The organism is Salinifilum ghardaiensis (genome assembly GCF_054491345.1).
Map to the genome: position 1 here is coordinate 4363595 of NZ_CM137101.1, position 17446 is coordinate 4381040.

A 17446-nucleotide genomic window follows, 5' to 3' on the forward strand; every position below is an offset into this window, starting at 1 on the left:
AGCGGTCAGCGCTGCTCGCCCGGCTGCGCGCGGCTGGTGCGGCCGTAGTGGTCGGCCCAGGCCACGACGTCGTCGACGTAGTCGCGGCTGGCGTTGTACCGCAGCAGCGCCGTCCAGAAGTCCCCGCGATCGGCCAGGTCCACGCCCTCCGAGCACAGGTAGCGGCCGGCGGCCATCGCGGCGTCGTCGATGTCGTGCGGATCGGCGCGCCCGTCGGCGTCCGCGTCGACGCCCCAGTCGCGCCACGTGTCCGGGATGAACTGCAGCGGACCCACCGCCCGGTCCCACACGCGATCGCCGTCCCACACGCCGTCGTCGGTGTCCGGGATCCGCCGGACCCCGTCGCTGCCGTCCAGCGGGACCCCGCGGATCTCCGGGTCGGGCCGGCCGGTGGCGTCCAGCTGCGCACCCCCGTACCGCCCGTGGCCGGACTCGACCGCGCCGATGCCCGCGAGCGCGGTCCAGCTGAGGTGGCACCCGGGCCGGTCGCGCTCCAGCTCCCGCGCCGCGTAGCCGTAGGCCTGCAGGGCCGCGCGCGGGATGTTCAGCTCATCGGCCAGTTCCTCCGACCACTGCCCCAGCTGGGCCTGCGGCCGGGAGCCGGGCGGCAGGGTCCCGTCGGCCGGGTCGTGCAGCCGCACCTCGGGCGGCGCCACCCCGGGGTCGGGCGGCGCGGACGCCGGCGGCGGTTCGAACGGCTCCGGAGCGGACGGTTCCCGGGGCAGCAGGGCGGAGCACGAGGTCAGCACGACCAGCGCCGGGACGCACACCAGCATCCTCCGCGCACCTGCTCGCGGCACAGCACCCCTCCGTCCGCGCGTTCACGCGCCTTTCGCGACCCGTGTCCCGGGCCGCCGTCGCCCCGGTCCCGCTGGTGGCCGGTTCGCGGGAACGCCGTCCGCGGCCGGTGCTCCTGCAGTCTCCCTCACCGCTCGCGGGACGCGGCGGTGCGCTCGGGCGAACCGGACAGCGCCGCGCGCCATTCCGCTCCGCCGGCCTGCGCGGGTTCGCGCCCCTCCTCGCGCAACCGCTGCTCGGCCCGGCGGATCGCCCGGTCCGCCCGCAGGGCCACCTCGCGCAGTTCGTCCTCGGGGTCGTGCCCCTCGACGCGGGCGCGCGCCGCGAGCGCGAACATCCGCCCGCCGGCGCCGTCACCCGCGGGCAGGTCCTCCACCGGCACCCCGGCGCGATGGGCGCGCTGCGCGATCTTCGCGGCCAGCGCGGCGGCCGGCTGGCCCAGCGCCACGCCGTCCACGATCGATTCGCGCTGCTTCTCGCTCTGCTTGAGCTCCTCCCACCGGGCGTGCTGCGCCTCGGGGTCGAGCACCTCGCCGTCCCGGGCGAACACGTTCGGATGACGGGAGACGAGCTTGGCGACGAGGTCCGCGGCGACCTCGTCGATGTCGAACGGATCACCCGCGTCCTCCGCGGCCACCCGGGCGTGGAAGAGCACCTGCAGCAGCACGTCCCCGAGCTCCTCGCGCAGCGCGGCGCGGTCCCGCTGGGCGATCGCGTCGAGCAGCTCGTAGGTCTCCTCGACCAGGTAGCGCCGCAGCGAGTCGTGGTCCTGCTGCCCGTCCCACGGGCAGCCGCCCGGGGAGCGCAGCCGGTCCATCACCGACACGGCCGCCAGCAGCTCGGCACCCGCCGGCCGGGGCGCGCCCACGACGTCCGCGCCCGCGGCGCGCAGCTCGGCCGCGGGTGGTTCGGCGGCGTCGGTGGTCACGAGCACGACCGGGGCTTCGGTCGCGCGCCGCACGAGCTCCGCGGCCGCCGGTGGCGCGGGTGCCCGGTCGGCCCCGCGCGGGGCCAGCGCAGCGCGGGCGGCCTCCGGCACCGATTCCGCCGCGAACACGTCCGCGGCGTCGCGCAGGAGCGGGAAGGCGGCCGCGGGGAGGACCTCGCCGAGCCGCGCGTCCACCACGACCACGGCAGTGCCCGATGCGGGCTTCGACTCAGCAACCACGCTTCGATTCTGCCCGGAGCGCGCACTTCCCCCGTTCCGGGGTGGGCGCGGAGGGGCGAGCAGCGGGCTCGGCGCCCCGGGTCACGGCTCGATCCGGAACCCGCGGAGCTCGTCCTCGCTGCTGCGGGTGGTCAGCGCGATCGGGTCCCAGACGCCGTAGCGGGGGCTGAGCCGCACGCCCTCGCGCGCGGCGGTCAACCCGAGCAGCTGCTCGCCGAACCGGCTGAGCACCTGCTCGCCGGCGGGCCGGGCCCGGCGGTCGGGTTCGGCGTGCTCGTCGCGCCGGGTGATCCGCGCAACGAGCCACTGCCCGGAGCCGGGGCGGGGCTCGTAGGCGAGCACGGTCCCCGCCCGCGCGCCGAACAGCGGGGTCCCCGCGGCCGTGCTCGGCGCGGCGGACGCGCGCAGCCCGTCGATGCGCTGCGCCGGCAGCCCGGATCGGCGGTCCGCGGCGAGCAGGTCGCGGGCCTGCTGCGGCCCCGCGGCCATCCGCCGGGCCTTGCGCCGGGCGTCCTCGCGGCTGTCGGCCCGGGTCATCACGAAGCTCACCGCGAGGCGGTCGTAGTACTCGCGGCCGAGCTCCACCAGCGTCAGCTCCGAGCGCGCCGCCCGCGGCAGCTGGTCCCGCTGGTACGGGGTGCCCTCGGTCAGCGCGGCCGCACCCCCTGCGCCGCTGATGAGCTCGCGCACCTGGGCCGCCGAGACCGCGAGGTCCTCCTCCTGCGCCGCGCGCCGGGTGAGCTCCTCGCGGACGAGCTGCGCGGCGAGTTCCCGGCCGAGGTCGTCGACCTCGTCGCGCTGCTGCAACCTCCGCTTCAGCCCCGGCTCCTCGCGCAGGGTCTCGTGCAGCCAGCCGCGCACCTCGCCCACCGGGACGCGCGTGCCGCCGACGAACGCGGCCGCGCCGGCGCGGTCGGCCGTGCCGCAGCCGGCGAGCACTCCGGTGACGAGCAGTGCGGCGAGGACCGGGCGAACGCGGCGGGACAGGACGAAGCTCACAGCTGCACAGCTTCGCACGGCTCGCTCGCGTGGTGAAGATCACCACGCCGGCGCCGGGGCGGCCACCACCGAGTTCAGCAGTTCGGTGCACCAGTCCAGCAGCGCCTCGTCGCGCAGCTGGGGCGCGCCGATGCGCCCGCCGGCGGCGCCCTCGGTGGGGCGCGGCACGGACAGGGTGCGCACGGCCGGCTTGTGCACCGCCTTCGGGTGGAGCCGCTTGAGCCGCACCGCCTGCGAATCGCGCAGCTCCACCGGGGCGAACCGCAGCGAGGAGCCCTGCACCGTCACCTCGGTGACCCCGTGCTCGCGGCAGACCTGGCGGAAGCGCGCGACGTGCAGCAGCCGCGTCACCGGATCCGGCACCGGCCCGTAGCGGTCGACCAGCTCGGTGCGCACCGAGTCCAGGTCCTCCTCGGTCCGCGCGGCCGCGATCTTGCGGTAGGCCTCGAGCCGCAGCCGCTCACCGGAGACGTAGTCGTGCGGGATGTGCGCGTCCACCGGCAGGTCGACGCGGACCTCGGTGGGCTCGGTCTCCTCGACGTCACCGGACCCGCCGTCGGCCTGCTGCCGGTAGGCCTCGACCGCCTCGCCGACGAGCCGCACGTACAGGTCGAACCCGACCCCGGCGATGTGCCCGGACTGCTCCGCGCCGAGGATGTTGCCCGCGCCGCGGATCTCCAGGTCCTTCATCGCCACGGCCATGCCGGCGCCCAGCTCCGAGTTCTGCGCGATCGTGGACAGCCGGTCGTAGGCGGTGTCCTTCAGCGGCGTCTCCCCCGGGTACAGGAAGTACGCGTAGGCGCGCTCCCGGGCGCGCCCGACGCGGCCGCGCAGCTGGTGCAGCTGGGCGAGGCCGAGCCGGTCGGCCCGGTCCACGACGAGCGTGTTCGAGTTGGCGATGTCCAGGCCCGTCTCGATGATCGTGGTGCACACGAGCACGTCGTGCTCGCGCTCCCAGAAGCCCTGGATGATCTTCTCCAGGCGGTCCTCGTTCATCTGCCCGTGCGCGGTGACCACCCGCGCCTCGGGGACGAGCTCGCGCAGGTGCCGGGCGGTCTTCTCGATGTCCGAGACCCGGTTGTGCACGAAGAACACCTGGCCGTCGCGCAGCAGCTCGCGGCGGATCGCGGCGGCCACCTGCTTCTCGTCGTAGGCCCCGACGTAGGTGAGCACCGGGTGCCGCTCCTCCGGCGGGGTGAGGATGGTGGACATCTCGCGGATGCCCGCGGTGCTCATCTCCAGCGTCCGCGGGATCGGCGTGGCCGACATCGTCAGCACGTCCACGTGCGTGCGCAGCGACTTGATGTGCTCCTTGTGCTCGACGCCGAAGCGCTGCTCCTCGTCGACGATGACCAGCCCGAGGTCGCGGTAGCGCACCCCGGTCTGCAGCAACCGGTGCGTGCCGATGACGACGTCGACCTCGCCCTCGGCGAGCCCGGTCAGCGTGCGCTCGGCCTCCTCGGACGTGGTGAACCGGGACAGCCCCTCGACGCGCACGGGGAAGGACCGCATCCGCTCGGTGAAGGTGTTCAGGTGCTGCTGCGCCAGCAGCGTCGTCGGCACGAGCACCGCCACCTGCTTGCCGTCCTGCACCGCCTTGAACGCCGCGCGCACGGCGATCTCGGTCTTGCCGTAGCCGACGTCGCCGCAGATCACCCGGTCCATCGGCACCTGGCTCTCCATGTCGCGCTTGACCTCGTCGATGGCCGCGAGCTGGTCGCCGGTCTCGATGTGCTGGAAAGCGTCCTCCAGCTCGCGCTGCCACGGGGTGTCCTGGCCGAACGCGTGCCCCGGCGAGGACTGGCGCGCCGCGTAGAGCTGGACGAGCTCGGCGGCGATCTCCTTGACCGCCTTGCGCGCCTTGGCCTTGGTGTTCTTCCAGTCCGCGCCGCCGAGCTTGTTCAGCGAGGGCGTCTCCCCGCCGACGTAGCGGGAGACCTCGTCGAGCTGGTCGGTGGGCACGAAGAGCCGGTCGCCCGGCTGACCGCGCTTGCTCGAGGCGTACTCGAGCACGAGGTACTCGCGGGTGGCGCCGCCGACGGTGCGCTGCACCATCTCGACGAACTTGCCGACGCCGTGCTGGTCGTGCACCACGTAGTCGCCGGGCTTCAGCGCCAGCGGGTCGACCGCGTTGCGGCGGCGCGAGGGCATGCGCCGCATGTCGCGGGTGGAGGTGCCGCCGCGGCCGCCGGTGACGTCGGTCTCGGTGAGCACGGTCAGGCGCACCTCGGGAGCGGCGAAGCCGTCCTCCAGACCGCCGCGCACCACGGTGACCACACCGCCCTCCGGGGCGCTGCCCAGCTCCTCGGTGGCCAGCTTGACGGGCAGCTCCTCCTCGCCGAGCTGCGCGGCCACCCGCTGCGCGGTACCGCTCCCGGCGACGACGAGCACGGCCGCGCCGCCAGCGGTGACGTGCGCGCGCAGGTCGGCGAAGGCCTTGCTGATCTCGCCCCGGTAGCGCTCGACCGGGTGCAGCCCCAGCCGCAGGGTCTCGTCGTCGGCCTCGTCGTGCTCGCTGGACAGCTGCGTCAGGCTCCACCAGGGCAGGCCGCGCTGCCGGGTCTGCTCGGCGACGTCGCCGAGGCCGCGGTAGGCGGCCGCGCCCAGGTCGATCGGGGCCTGCCCGCCCTCGGCGGCGACCATCCACGAGGCCTGCAGGAACTCCTCGCCGGTGCGCACCAGGTCGGCCGCGCGGGCCTGGATCTTCTCCGGATCGGCCAGCAGCACGTGCGTGCCCTCCGGGACCAGCTCGGTCAGCAGGTGCATCTCGCCCTCGCACAGGGCGGGGATGAGCGCCTCCATCCCGTCGACGGCCGAGCCCGCGGCGATCTTGCCGAGCATCTCGGCCAGCTGCGGGTCCTGCTGGTGCTGCTCGGCGAGCTTCGCCGCCCGCTCGGCCACCTGGTCGGTGATGAGCAGCTCCCGGCACGGCGGTGCGTACAGCTCGGCCGACTCCGCCTCCGGCAGGGAGCGCTGGTCGGTCACCGAGAAGGGGCGGATCTCGGTGACCTCGTCGCCCCAGAACTCCAGCCGCAGCGGGTGCTCCGAGGTGGGCGGGAAGACGTCGACGATCCCGCCGCGCACGGCGAACTCGCCGCGCTTCTCGACCATGTCCACGCGTTCGTAGGCCAGGTGCGCGAGACGGGCGGTGAGCTGCTCGAAGTCGTGCTCGTCGGCGACGCCCAGCCGCACGGGGCGCAGCTCGCCCAGGCCCGGGGCGATCGGCTGGATCAGGCTGCGCACCGTGCTGACGAGCACGCGGACCGGCCCCTCGGCGTGCTCCTCGGGGTGGGCCAGCCGCCGCAGCACGGCCAGCCGGCGGCCCACCGTGTCCGCGCGGGGGGAGAGCCGCTCGTGCGGGAGGGTCTCCCACGACGGGAACACGGCCACCGCGTCCTCACCGATGAGGTCGCCGACCGCCGCAGCGGCCTCCTCGGCCTCGCGGCCGGTGGCGGTGACCAGCAGCACCGGCCGCTCCGCGCCACCGCTGCCCCCGCCGGCCGCCAGCGCGGCCGCGGTGAGGGGGCGCGCGGCGGCCGGCCCCTCCAGCACCAGGCGCGGGCGGTCGGTGGAGCGCAGCACGCGCGCCACGGCCGGGTCGGCCAGCATCGTGTCCAGCAGCCCGCGCAGGGGACCGGCCTGAGTCATGGGTGTACCTCGCAGCGACGTCACGACATGCGCACACGTTCCTGCCCGGGACCGCGGGGCGGCGGGCGCGCCACCGGCCGGAGGATCGACGACGCGGTCGACCGGGAGCAGGAGACCACCACCCAGCCTACGACGTGCGGCCGCGGTGCCCGCGGGGGCGCGGTCCGCGGCCGGGTGTGTCGGCGACCCCCGCCGAACCGGGTGCGCTGGCACACTGAGCCCGTGCGCGTTCGGTTCCTGGTGCTCCTCGCGGTCGCCGCGGCGCTGGCCGCCTGCGGCGGGCAACCGGTGCGGCAGGACGCGGGCCCGACCCCCTCCGCGCCGACGGGCGAGCTCGCCGCGGAGGTCGTGGCCGAGGGGCTGGAGCACCCGTGGGACATCGGGTTCCTGCCGGACGGCGCGGCCCTGGTCACCCAGCGCTCGGGGGAGCTGGTGCTGCTGCCCGATCCGCGCTCCCGCACGCGGCCGCGTCCGGTGCGCGCGGATTTCGGCGACGTCTTCGCCCGCAACGAGGCGGGGCTGATGGGACTGCAGCTGCACCCGGACTTCGCGCGGAACCGGACCTTCTTCACCTGCCAGGCCGCGGAGCGCGGCGGGCGGGCGCACGACGTCCGCGTGCTGCGCTGGCGGCTGTCCGCGGACCGCGCGGAGGCGCGGCGGGTCGGTGATCCGCTGGTCACCGGCATCCCGCTGCGGTCGAACGGGCGGCACGCCGGCTGCCGGCTGGAGCTGGACCGCACCGGTGCCCTGCTGGTCACCACCGGCGACAGCGCCGCGCCGCGGGTGTCGCAGGACCGGACCTCCCTCGGCGGCAAGCTCCTGCGCGTCGACCCGGACTCCGGCGGCCCGGCGCGCGGCAACCCGTTCGCCGGCGCGGCCGATCCGCGCCAGCGCCTCGTGCTCACCTTCGGGCACCGCAACGCGCAGGGCATCGCCACGCGCGCCGACGGGGGCGTGTTCCTCTCCGAGCACGGCCCGGACGCGGACGACGAGATCAACCGGGTCCGGCCCGGCCGCAACTACGGGTGGGCTCCGCGCGGTGGTCCGACCGGCTACGACGAGTCGGTCCCGATGACCGACCGGGAGCGGTTCCCGAACGCGGTCCCGGCCGCGTGGTCCTCCGGCGGGCGGACCGAGGCGATCTGCGGCGCGACGTTCCTGTCCGGCGCGCAGTGGGGCCCGTTGGACGGGCGGCTGGCGGTGGCCGCGCTGAAGGGCAGCAAACTGCTGCTGTTCGACGTGACCGGGTCCGGGGACGTGCGGGGCGTGCACGTGCCGCGGCCGCTGGACGGCACGTTCGGCCGCCTCCGGGCCGCCGAGCAGGGACCGGACGGCGCGCTGTACGTGACGACCTCGAACGGCTCCAACGACCGGGTGCTGCGGGTGACGCCGAGCGAGCTCTGACGAGCCGCCGCGCGCCGTGCGAGGGCTCCGACCGACCTGGTCCGCGCCCCGCCGGTGCGGCCCGCACGCGCTCGCGCGGAGCGCGTCCGCGACGGGACCGCCCCCGGTGATCGGACCCCGGCGGTCGGGTCCCGGCGGGACACGGCAGTGTGCAGTGGAGCTTAACGGTCATTGCAGAACTATTCGCTTGTGCTGACGCGAGGGCCCTTCGAGGATGGCCTCGTGATCTCGCGCACCGACGCCCGCTCCACGCTGCTCACCGAACCGCGGAAGGCCGCTGCGGCGGCGGCCTTCACGATGCTGCTGTGGTCCTCCTCGTTCGTGGCCATCCGCGAGGCGGGCGAGGCGCTGTCGCCCGCGCCGCTCGCGCTGCTCCGGCTCGCGGTCGCGGCGACGGCGCTGTCGGTGTTCGCGCTCGCCCGCCCCGGGCGCGCACTGCGCGTGCGGTTGTCCGGCAGGGGGCTCGGGTTGATCGCCGCCTACGGGGTGCTCTGGCTGGGCGCCTACAGCGTCGCGCTCAACGCCGGTGAGCTGCACGTCGACGCGGGGACGGCGGCGCTGCTGGTGAACGTCGCCCCGCTGCTCGTCGCGTTCGGCGCGGGCCTCCTCCTGGGCGAGGGCTTCCCCCGGCCGCTGCTGGCGGGGGCGGGGGTCTCGTTCGGCGGGGTCGCGCTCATCGCCGCCGGGAGCTCGGGGCGGAGCGACGGGATCGGCGTCGTGCTGTGCCTGCTGGCCGCGGTCCTCTACGCGGCGGGCGTGCTGATCCAGAAGCGCACCATGCGCCACGCGGACGGGTTCACCATCACCTGGCTCGGATGCGTGATCGCCGCGGTGGCGCTGCTGCCGTGGCTGCCGGAGCTGATCACCGAGCTGGGCCCGGCGTCGGCGAGCGACGTCCTCGCCGCGGTGTACCTGGGCGTGGCCCCGACCGCTCTCGGCTTCAGCACCTGGGCCTACGCCCTGCGCCGCACCGACGCCGGCAAGCTCAGCACCTCCTCCTACGCCGTTCCCGCGCTGTCGGTGCTGCTGTCGTGGCTGCTGCTGTCCGAGACGCCCTCGGTGTACGGCTTCGCGGGCGGAGCGATCTGCCTGGTCGGTGTGGCGATCTCCCGGCGCCCCGCGCGGTGAGCACCGCCGCTGCCGTCCCCGCCCGGCGGGAGCCGGCGCGGCCTCACGGGCGGGAGCCGGCGCGGCCTCGGGTGGTGCGCAGCTCGGGCTTGGCCTCGAGGTGCGACAGGCCGTTCCAGGCCAGGTTGACCAGGTGGGCGACGACCTCGTCCTTCTTCGGCTTGCGCACCTCCAGCCACCACTGCCCGACCAGCGCCACCATGCCGACGAGCGCCTGGCTGTACAGCGGCGCGAGCTTCGGGTCGTAGCCGCGGGCGGAGAACTGCACGCCGAGGATGTCCTCGACCTGGCTGGCGATGTCGTTGAGCAGGCTGGAGAAGGTCCCGGTGGTGCTGGCCACCGGGGAGTCCCGCACGAGCACGCGGAACCCGTCCGTGGAGTTGTCGACGTAGTCCAGCAGTGCTCGTGCGGCCTGCTCCAGGAGCTCGCGGGGGTGCCCGGCCGAGAGGGCGGAGACGATCTCGTCGAGCAGGTGCCGCATCTCCCGGTCCACCACGACGGCGTAGATGCCCTCCTTGCCGCCGAAGTGCTCGTAGACGACGGGTTTGGACACCTCGGCCCGGTGGGCGATCTCCTCGATCGAGGTCCCGTCGAAGCCCTTCTCGGCGAAGAGGGCGCGCGCCACGTCGAGCAGCTGGTGCCGCCGCTCCTCCCCGCTCATCCGCACGCGCGCGGCGCGGCGGGCCGAGCGGGAGGCCCGCTTGTTGGATTCGCTGGAACGTGCGCGTCGCCGTGCCACTCGGACAACCCTAAACCGCTCACCGGTCCTCGCCGGGGCCGGTCGATCAGCTCCCCGACTCGGTGACCGAGATGCGGGCGAGGCGCTTGGCGTTCGGCCACCGCACCTTCCAGGCCCAGCCGAGCTTCTCCAGCGCCCAGATCACGCGCGCGGAGATGTCCAGCTGGCCCCGCTTCACGCCGTGCCGCGCGCAGGTCGGGTCGGCGTGGTGCGAGTTGTGCCAGGATTCGCCGAAGGACACCAGGGCCAGCGGCCAGAAGTTGGCGGCCTTGTCGCGGCTCTTGAACGGCCGCTCGCCGATCATGTGGCAGATCGAGTTCACCGACCACGTGATGTGGTGCAGCAGCGAGACCCGCACCAGGCCGGCCCAGAAGAACCCGGTGAACGCGCCCCACCAGGACCAGGTGAGCAGGCCGCCCAGCACGGCGGGCAGCAGCAGGCTCAGCACGGTCCACAGCACGAACAGCCGGTTGAGCCCGAACATCGTGCGGTCCTTGTGCAGGTCCGGGGCGAAGCGCTGCGAGTTGGTGACGTCGCGCTCGAACAGCCACCCCATGTGCGCGTACCAGAAGCCCTTGGCCAGGGCCACGGGCGAACCGCCGAAGCGCCACGGCGAGTGCGGATCGCCCTCGCGGTCCGAGTAGGCGTGGTGGCGCCGGTGGTCGGCGACCCAGTTGATGAGCGGTCCCTGCACGGACATCATGCCCGCGACCGCGAGGACCGCGCGGACCGGCCGCTTGGTCTTGAACGAGCCGTGCGTGAAGTGCCGGTGGAACCCGACGGTGACGCCGAGCCCGGTGATGGCGTAGAAGGCGACGGCGAGGCCGATGTCGGCCCACCCGAGGCCCCACCCCCAGGCGAAGGGGACGGCCGTGATCAGTGCCATCAGGGGCACGAGAACGAAGATGTACACCGACAGCTGCGACACCCAGTTCCGGGTCTCGGCCACGAGGGGCTTGCGCCCGGACTGGCCGTTCGGGGTTCCTGAGTCCGCGGAAGCGGCGGAAGGGGTCGCGTACCCGGTTGTTGCGGTCATGCTCTCTTCCTCACTGTCCGTGGCAGTTCCGAGACTCGCGCGTGCCGTTGTGCTGCGAAGGAGTCCAACCTACGGAACCGTAACCTACGACAGCGTAAGTTCTCCCCCGCGAACACGTCATCCCGATTCGGTAAATCACGGCGTGTCGCCGCTCTCAGGCGTGTCGCCGCTCGCCCCCATGAGGCCTCGGTGCGGTCCGGCTCGCCAGCCAACTTCACCCGTTCGACCGAGGAGGAGCACGCAACCGCGAGTCGGCGCGCACCGTCGGATCCGACGTGACCGACGCAGCACCCGAACTCCCCGGCCGCCGCGCGAGCGCGGCCCCACTGCCCCCCGGCGGCCGCGGCCGTGCCAGGATGTGCCGTGGGCGATATCGGAACCGGTTCCGGTCCCGGACCCCGGCTCCGACTGTCGAGGGACATCCACGGCAGTGCCCGATCCGCCGTGGTGTAACGGCAGCACCTCGGATTTTGGTTCCGATGGTCCAGGTTCGAATCCTGGCGGCGGAGCGAGCGACCTTCCCGGACCTGCCGTGCTGACCCCCGAACCGGACGACGGCGAACTCCGCCGGCTCCGCCACACGACCAGGGGGTGTGCGCCGCTGCACGAGGACACGGAGGCACCGCAGGAGGACGCGGCCGCGCTGGGCGAGGTCTCCGAGGCCTGGCTCCTGGCCCGGGCGCGCGAGCTCAACGCCGTCGGCCAGTACAGCGACACGCAGGGGCAGTCCGAGGCGATCGGGGAAGCCGACCGGCTGCTCGCGGAGGCCCGCCGCCGCGGCGAACCCCGCGTGATCGCGCAGGTCCTGCGCCACTGCACCTCCCTCCGGCTGGCCACCGCCGGGTACCCGGCCAGCGCCGAACCGCTGCTCGACGAGCTGCTCACGCACTCGCGGCGGCACGGGCTCGTGGTCTTCCAGGCCGACAGCCACGCCCTGCGCGGCCAGCGCGCGCTGCTGAGCGGTGCCGAGGACAGCGCGCTGACCGAGGTCGCCCACGGGCTGGCCCTGCTCGACGAGGACCCCGCCCCGGACCACGCCCTCGGACTGCGCTCCTGGGAGCGGGTGCTGGCCACCGCCCTGGTGGACCTCGGCCTGGTGCTCACCCAGCTCGGCGTCTACGAGATGGCCGACGAGGTCATGTCGCGGGCGCACCAGCGCATCCGCGAAGGCGGCGGTCCGCACGAGATCGCGGTGCACCTGATCAACCGCTGCCGCATGCTGCTCGGCTGGGGGATGCGGCTCGAGCGGGTCGGGCACGCCGAGGAGGCCGAGCGCCGCTACAGCACCGCCGCGGCCATCGCGGAGGCCGCCGAAGGTCCGTGGCACGAGTCGCTGTTCCCCCGCCTGGCCGAACAACCCGCGGCGGAGCAGATGCCGGTGCTGGGCACCGCGCACGCCCTGGCCCGTCCCGGCCCGGAGCACGTCTCCCGGCTGCGCGGACTGCTCGAGCTGGATCGCGCGATCCACCCCCGGGAGAAGATCCTCACCGCGGTCGCGCTGTCCCGCTGCCTCGTGCGCGCCGACCGCGAACCGGAAGCGGGCGCGCTGCTGGCCCGGGTGCGCGCGGAACTGACCGCGGAGACCTCCGACCCCACGCTGCGCATCGCGCTCGCCCGCGAGTGCACGCGGATGACCGCGCTGGGAGCCGAGGAGAGGGACGCCGCGCTGCGCAGCTACGCCGCCGAGCTGGAGAACGAGCTGTGGGCGATGCGGCAGACCCGGGTGTCCACGCTGCTGACCCGGCTGGAGAACTCGCGGCTGAGCAACGAGCACGACGCGATCACGCGCCAGGCCCTGCAGGACTCGCTGACCGGGCTGCACAACCGGCGCGCGCTCGACGAACGCCTCGAGCAGCTGCACTCCTCCCCCGAGGCGCAACCGCTGGCGGTGGCGCTGGTGGACCTGGACGGGTTCAAGGAGGTCAACGACCACTCCTCGCACGCCGAGGGCGACGACGTGCTGCGCGCCATCGCCGACTCGCTGCGGGACACGCTGCGCGCGGACGACTTCGTCGCGCGCTACGGCGGGGACGAGTTCGTCGTGCTGCTGCCCGGCGTCGCGCTCGAGGCGGCCGAGTCCGCGCTGCGGCGCAGCGTCCGCGCGGTGAGCCGGCTGCCCGCGGGCGTCGCGCGCGGGGTGACGCTGTCCATCGGGGTGGTGGCCACCCGCGCCGAGGAATCACCGGAGCGCACGCTCGCGCGCGCCGACGAGGCCATGTACCGGGCCAAGCGCGCGGGCGGCGGCGGCGTGCACGCCGCCGCACCCGCCGCGGAGGTCGAGGATCCGGGCGGGCGGCGGCTCTGGACCCCGCCGGAACCGCTCACCTGATCCGGTCGGTTCAGGACGGGTCGGTTCGCGACGGGGTGGTGCGCGAGAGGTCGTACGACCGGCGGGATTCCGTCACTTCGTACTATTCCGGCGCTCCGGCCGCTTCCGGGCCCTTCGGGCGCGCCCGCCGGGTGCGGGCAGTGGGATTCGCGACAACCACCCGTCGCGCGACCCGACCGGCGGGCACGCGCGGCGACACCGCAGCGGCACCGCCGCGGGACAGGCGGCACCGGCAGTGCGGGTGCCGCTCGCGCCCGCACCCCGGAAATCGCAGCTCGCACCGCTCGCGCATCCCCGCCCGAAGAGGCTGAGCAGGTATTATCGGGCGGGCACCACGACAACTCCGACCGGTTCGCACCACGGAGGGGCCGTGCGCGCCGGGGCCGTTCGTTCCGGTTACCCTTCACCCGCTCGGTGGCAGTGGCCGCGCCGATCGGCTGCTCCGGCGGAGGGACGGCGCTACCGCTGTGCGAGCGTTGACACGCGTGCGGGGAGCACTTCTCGAATCGCGCTCGCCGGAGCCCCGACGAGCGCGACGAACTCAAGCCTGGTGCCGCGAAGGCAGCGTCGAGAGACCAAGGGAGAGCGCCGATGCTCCAGGGCGAAGCCGCCCAGCCCGCTTCCCCCGACAGCTCCGCCGGGTCCGATTCGCCGGATTCCGTGCAGGCCATCGTCCTCGCAGCGGGGGAAGGCACGCGGATGCGCTCCGCGACGCCGAAAGTGCTGCACCGCCTCGCCGGACGCCCCCTCCTGGAGCACTCCGTGCGCGCCGTCGCCGGTGTCGACCCGGGCGAGCTCGCCGTGGTCGTCGGCCACGGCCGCACCGCGGTGACTCCGCACCTGGACGAGCTGTCCACCTCCCTCGACCGCCCGATCGCCACCGCCGTGCAGGAGCAGCAGCTCGGCACCGGGCACGCCGTGGCCCGCGGCCTCGAGGCCCTCGACGGGACGTCCGCGGGGACGGTGCTGGTGACCTGCGGCGACGTGCCGCTGCTGGACAGCGCGACCATGCGCGCCCTGCTCGAGGAGCACCACGACTCCGGCAACGCGGTCACCGTCCTCTCGGCCGCCGTCGCCGACCCCACCGGCTACGGCCGCCTGCTGCGCGATGCGCACGGCGTCGTCACCGGGATCGTCGAGCAGAAGGACGCCACCGACGCGCAGGCGGAGATCACCGAGATCAACTCCGGGGTGTACGCCTTCGACGCGTTCGTCCTGCGCGAGGCGCTGGCCCGGCTCTCCGCGGACAACGCCCAGGGCGAGTGGTACCTCACCGACGTGCTGGCCATCGCCCGCGGCGCGGGCCGCCGCGTCGGTGCGCTGGTCTGCTCCGACCCGTGGCTGGTGGAGGGCGTCAACGACCGCGTCCAGCTGGCGAACCTCGGCGCGGAGCTGAACCGCCGCCTCGTCGAGTCGTGGATGCGCAGCGGCGTCACCGTCACCGACCCCTCCAGCGCGTGGCTGGACTGCGACGTCGTGCTCGACCGCGACGTGCTGCTCGAACCGGGCGTGCAGCTGCGCGCGGGCACCACCGTCGGCGAGGGCGCCACCATCGGCCCGGACACCACGCTCACCGCCTGCACCGTGCACGCGGGCGCGTCGGTCGTGCGCTCGCACGGCGAGCGCGCCGAGGTCGGCCCGGAGGCCCAGGTCGGCCCCTTCGCCTTCCTGCGCTCGGGCACGCAGCTGCGCGCGCGGTCGAAGGCGGGCTCGTTCGTCGAGGCGAAGAACGCGGACATCGGCACCGGTACGAAGGTCCCGCACCTCACCTACGTCGGTGATGCAACCATCGGGGAGCACAGCAACATCGGGGCTGCCACGGTCTTCGTCAACTACGACGGGGTGGACAAGCACCACACCGTGATCGGCTCCCACGCCCGGACCGGCGCCGACAACATGTTCGTCGCACCGGTCGAGGTCGGCGACGGTTCCTACACCGCCGCCGGCTCGGTGATCACAGAAGATGTCCCCCCGGGCGCCATGGCGGTGGCGCGCGGGAGGCAGCGCAACATCGAAGGCTGGGTGGCCAAGCGCCGCCCGGGTACCGCCGCCGACCAGGCCGCACAACGGGCCCTGGGCAATGCAGAAACCATCCACCAATCCGACGAGTGACGGCAATGACGCACGTCAACGGGGAGGGACGATGACCGTGAGTGCCATGTCCGCGACACCCAAGAAGAGCCTCAAGCTCTTCTCCGGGAGCACCCACCCGGAGCTGGCCGAGGAGGTGGCCAAGCAGCTCGACGTGACGGTCACGCCCCAGGCTGCCTACCAGTTCGCCAACGGTGAGCTCTTCGTCCGCTACGACGAGTCCGTGCGCGGCTGCGACGCGTTCGTGATCCAGTCGCACACGCACCCGCTCAACGACGCCATCATGGAACAGCTGATCATGGTGGACGCGCTCAAGCGCGGCAGCGCCAAGCGCATCACCGTGGTCATGCCGTTCTACGGCTACGCCCGCCAGGACAAGAAGCACAAGGGCCGCGAGCCGATCTCGGCGCGCCTGATGGCGGACCTGTTCAAGACCGCGGGCGCCGACCGCCTGGTCACCGTCGACCTGCACACCGACCAGGTGCAGGGCTTCTTCGACGGCCCGGTGGACCACATGTTCGCGCAGAAGCTGCTGGCGAACTACATCCGCGAGACCTACCCGGACGAGCAGATCACCGTCGTCTCCCCCGACTCCGGCCGCGTGCGCGTCGCGGAGAAGTGGGCCGACGACCTCGGCGGCACGCCGCTGGCGTTCATCCACAAGACGCGCGACCCGCTCAAGCCGAACGAGGTCGTGGCCAACCGCGTGGTCGGCGACGTGGAGAACCGGCTGTGCGTCGTGGTCGACGACATGATCGACACCGGCGGCACCATCACCAAGGCCACCAAGCAGCTGCTGGAGACGGGCGCCAAGGACGTCATCATCGCCTCCACGCACCCCGTGCTGTCCGGGCCGGCCTCCGAGCGCCTGGCGAACTGCGGCGCGCGCGAGGTCGTCGTGACGAACACGCTGCCGATCCCGGAGGAGAAGAAGTTCGACACGCTGACGGTGCTGTCGATCGCTCCGCTGCTGGCCCGCACCATCCAGGAGGTCTTCGAGGACGGCTCGGTGACGAGCCTCTTCGACGGCGACGCGTGACGACGGGCGCGGGCGGGCCTGCGCCCCGGCCGGCTCGCGCGGGCGCGCTGCGCACCGATGCGCGAGGGCCCCGGTCCGACCCCTTGGGTTCTAGTGGTCGTCGCAACACCCCGGCCGAAGGGGTGCGATGGACTTCGAGATCCGCAAGGACCGGTCGCCGCAGGGACGGAAGAAGCTCTCCCGGGAGCGGGAGGAATACTTCCAGCTCATGCAGCAGGGCTATAGCAGCTGTGAAGCCTGCCGCATCGTTGGTGTGAACGTGCGGACGGGCAAGAAGTGGCGCAACGGGCACCATTCGCCTGGCCAGGGCCAGAAGCCGATCTCGCCGATCACCCGGCAGGGATCGGCTTCTGGCTCGGGCCGCTACTTGAGCGAGGATGAGCGCCTCCACATCGCCGACCGGCGACGGGAGAAGGCCGGGGTCCGCACGATCGCGCGGGAGCTGGGCCGATACCCCTCGACGATCAGTCGCGAGCTTCGCCGTAATGCCACATCGGTCGGTGGAGTGCGACCGCGAACGATGTATCGACCGCATGCGGCCCGGGCACATGCCCGGCAGACTACGCACCCCTCACTACCCCACGCGGGGCCCGCACCGGCCACCGAGGCCGGTTCCCGCCGCGCAGTCCCCGGCCATTCACTCCGGCCGGAGCGCACCGGCCCGACACGCGGCAAATGTGCGATCCACGCCCGCTGCGCTGCGACGATACTTCCCTGTTGGATAGCGTGCTATCCAAACGAGGGCGGGAGGTCCGTTTATCCGTCCGAGCGGGAATCTTGGTCGGGGATGTCGTCGACCGCGGCCGCCCACCGGCGGGCCCAGTCGAGCCGCGGGGCGGCGGCGAGGACCGCCACGTCGTCGCGCTCGCGGGCGAGGATGGCCGCGTCGGTGCGGTCCCAGACCACGAGCAGGGCGCGGGTGCGGCGGTGCTTGTTCTCCCCCAGCCACGCGTCGATGTCGGGCACGGCCACGGCCTGGCGCCCGTGGTGCCGGGCCAGGACGTGGGCCACGAAGGTGAGGTCGTCGTAGCGATGGTGCCGGTCGATGCGGGACATGCGATCACCTC

Annotated in this window: 12 protein-coding genes, 1 tRNA gene and 1 pseudogene; 7 read left to right on the forward strand and 7 right to left on the reverse strand. The window is 73.8% G+C overall.

The annotated features are described in order from the left end of the window. Positions 1-5: 5 nt before the first annotated feature. The 4 genes from ACVGV0_RS19860 to mfd form a co-directional block, all read right to left on the reverse strand. Entirely contained in the window at positions 6-776 is a 771-nt protein-coding gene (locus ACVGV0_RS19860) for a lytic transglycosylase domain-containing protein (protein WP_459157201.1), read from the reverse strand. A 149-nt stretch (positions 777-925) separates the two neighbouring features. Beyond that, positions 926-1966: a MazG family protein gene (locus tag ACVGV0_RS19865; protein WP_459157202.1), complete on the reverse strand. Its 1041-nt coding sequence runs from the start codon at positions 1964-1966 to the stop codon at positions 926-928. Positions 1967-2047: 81 nt separating this feature from the next. Beyond that, a complete protein-coding gene (locus ACVGV0_RS19870) occupies positions 2048-2965 on the reverse strand; it encodes a SurA N-terminal domain-containing protein (RefSeq protein WP_459157203.1) in 918 nt (305 codons plus the stop codon). 39 nt (positions 2966-3004) lie between these two features. After that, positions 3005-6613 carry a transcription-repair coupling factor gene (gene mfd / locus ACVGV0_RS19875; protein WP_459157204.1) on the reverse strand — a complete coding sequence of 1203 codons (3609 nt, stop codon included), beginning with the start codon at positions 6611-6613 and terminating at the stop codon, positions 3005-3007. 222 nt (positions 6614-6835) lie between these two features. Here mfd and ACVGV0_RS19880 point away from each other — a divergent pair, with 222 nt between their 5' ends. Beyond that, a complete protein-coding gene (locus ACVGV0_RS19880) occupies positions 6836-8017 on the forward strand; it encodes a PQQ-dependent sugar dehydrogenase (protein WP_459157205.1) in 1182 nt (393 codons plus the stop codon). A gap of 222 nt (positions 8018-8239) precedes the next feature. Beyond that, positions 8240-9145 carry a DMT family transporter gene (locus ACVGV0_RS19885; RefSeq protein WP_459157206.1) on the forward strand — a complete coding sequence of 302 codons (906 nt, stop codon included), beginning with the start codon at positions 8240-8242 and terminating at the stop codon, positions 9143-9145. 43 nt (positions 9146-9188) lie between these two features. Here the strand turns inward: ACVGV0_RS19885 and ACVGV0_RS19890 are convergent, their stop codons facing one another. Both ACVGV0_RS19890 and ACVGV0_RS19895 read right to left on the reverse strand, forming a co-directional pair. Then, complete coding sequence (locus tag ACVGV0_RS19890) at positions 9189-9806, reverse strand: TetR family transcriptional regulator (protein WP_459160074.1); 618 nt, start codon at positions 9804-9806, stop codon at positions 9189-9191. 124 nt (positions 9807-9930) lie between these two features. Beyond that, positions 9931-10920, reverse strand: coding sequence for an acyl-CoA desaturase (locus ACVGV0_RS19895; protein ID WP_459157207.1), 990 nt, complete (start codon positions 10918-10920; stop codon positions 9931-9933). 438 nt (positions 10921-11358) lie between these two features. Here ACVGV0_RS19895 and ACVGV0_RS19900 point away from each other — a divergent pair. The 5 genes and pseudogenes from ACVGV0_RS19900 to ACVGV0_RS19920 form a co-directional block, all read left to right on the forward strand. Beyond that, positions 11359-11429: transfer RNA gene (locus ACVGV0_RS19900), tRNA-Gln, on the forward strand. A 23-nt stretch (positions 11430-11452) separates the two neighbouring features. Then, positions 11453-13249 carry a GGDEF domain-containing protein gene (locus ACVGV0_RS19905; protein WP_459157208.1) on the forward strand — a complete coding sequence of 599 codons (1797 nt, stop codon included), beginning with the start codon at positions 11453-11455 and terminating at the stop codon, positions 13247-13249. 591 nt (positions 13250-13840) lie between these two features. Beyond that, the gene (gene glmU, locus ACVGV0_RS19910) at positions 13841-15361 is read left to right on the forward strand and encodes a bifunctional UDP-N-acetylglucosamine diphosphorylase/glucosamine-1-phosphate N-acetyltransferase GlmU (RefSeq protein WP_459157209.1); all 1521 of its coding nucleotides are present in this window, start codon (positions 13841-13843) and stop codon (positions 15359-15361) included. Between the two features lie 46 nt (positions 15362-15407). After that, the gene (locus ACVGV0_RS19915; protein ID WP_459160075.1) at positions 15408-16379 is read left to right on the forward strand and encodes a ribose-phosphate diphosphokinase; all 972 of its coding nucleotides are present in this window, start codon (positions 15408-15410) and stop codon (positions 16377-16379) included. Between the two features lie 127 nt (positions 16380-16506). Then, positions 16507-16932, forward strand: a pseudogene (locus tag ACVGV0_RS19920) (helix-turn-helix domain-containing protein); the annotation flags it as partial. Positions 16933-17135: 203 nt separating this feature from the next. Here ACVGV0_RS19920 and ACVGV0_RS19925 read toward each other — a convergent pair. Further along, the gene (locus ACVGV0_RS19925; RefSeq protein ID WP_459160125.1) at positions 17136-17435 is read right to left on the reverse strand and encodes a hypothetical protein; all 300 of its coding nucleotides are present in this window, start codon (positions 17433-17435) and stop codon (positions 17136-17138) included. Positions 17436-17446: the final 11 nt, after the last annotated feature.

Coding starts and splice junctions, on each gene's coding strand:
- glmU (WP_459157209.1), top strand. CDS start 13,841: ATGCTCCAGGGCGAAGCCGCCCAGCCCGCTTCCCCCGACAGCTCCGCC.
- ACVGV0_RS19925 (WP_459160125.1), bottom strand. CDS start 17,435: ATGTCCCGCATCGACCGGCACCATCGCTACGACGACCTCACCTTCGTG.
- ACVGV0_RS19915 (WP_459160075.1), top strand. CDS start 15,408: ATGTCCGCGACACCCAAGAAGAGCCTCAAGCTCTTCTCCGGGAGCACC.
- ACVGV0_RS19890 (WP_459160074.1), bottom strand. CDS start 9,806: ATGAGCGGGGAGGAGCGGCGGCACCAGCTGCTCGACGTGGCGCGCGCC.
- ACVGV0_RS19860 (WP_459157201.1), bottom strand. CDS start 776: ATGCTGGTGTGCGTCCCGGCGCTGGTCGTGCTGACCTCGTGCTCCGCC.
- mfd (WP_459157204.1), bottom strand. CDS start 6,613: ATGACTCAGGCCGGTCCCCTGCGCGGGCTGCTGGACACGATGCTGGCC.
- ACVGV0_RS19895 (WP_459157207.1), bottom strand. CDS start 10,920: ATGACCGCAACAACCGGGTACGCGACCCCTTCCGCCGCTTCCGCGGAC.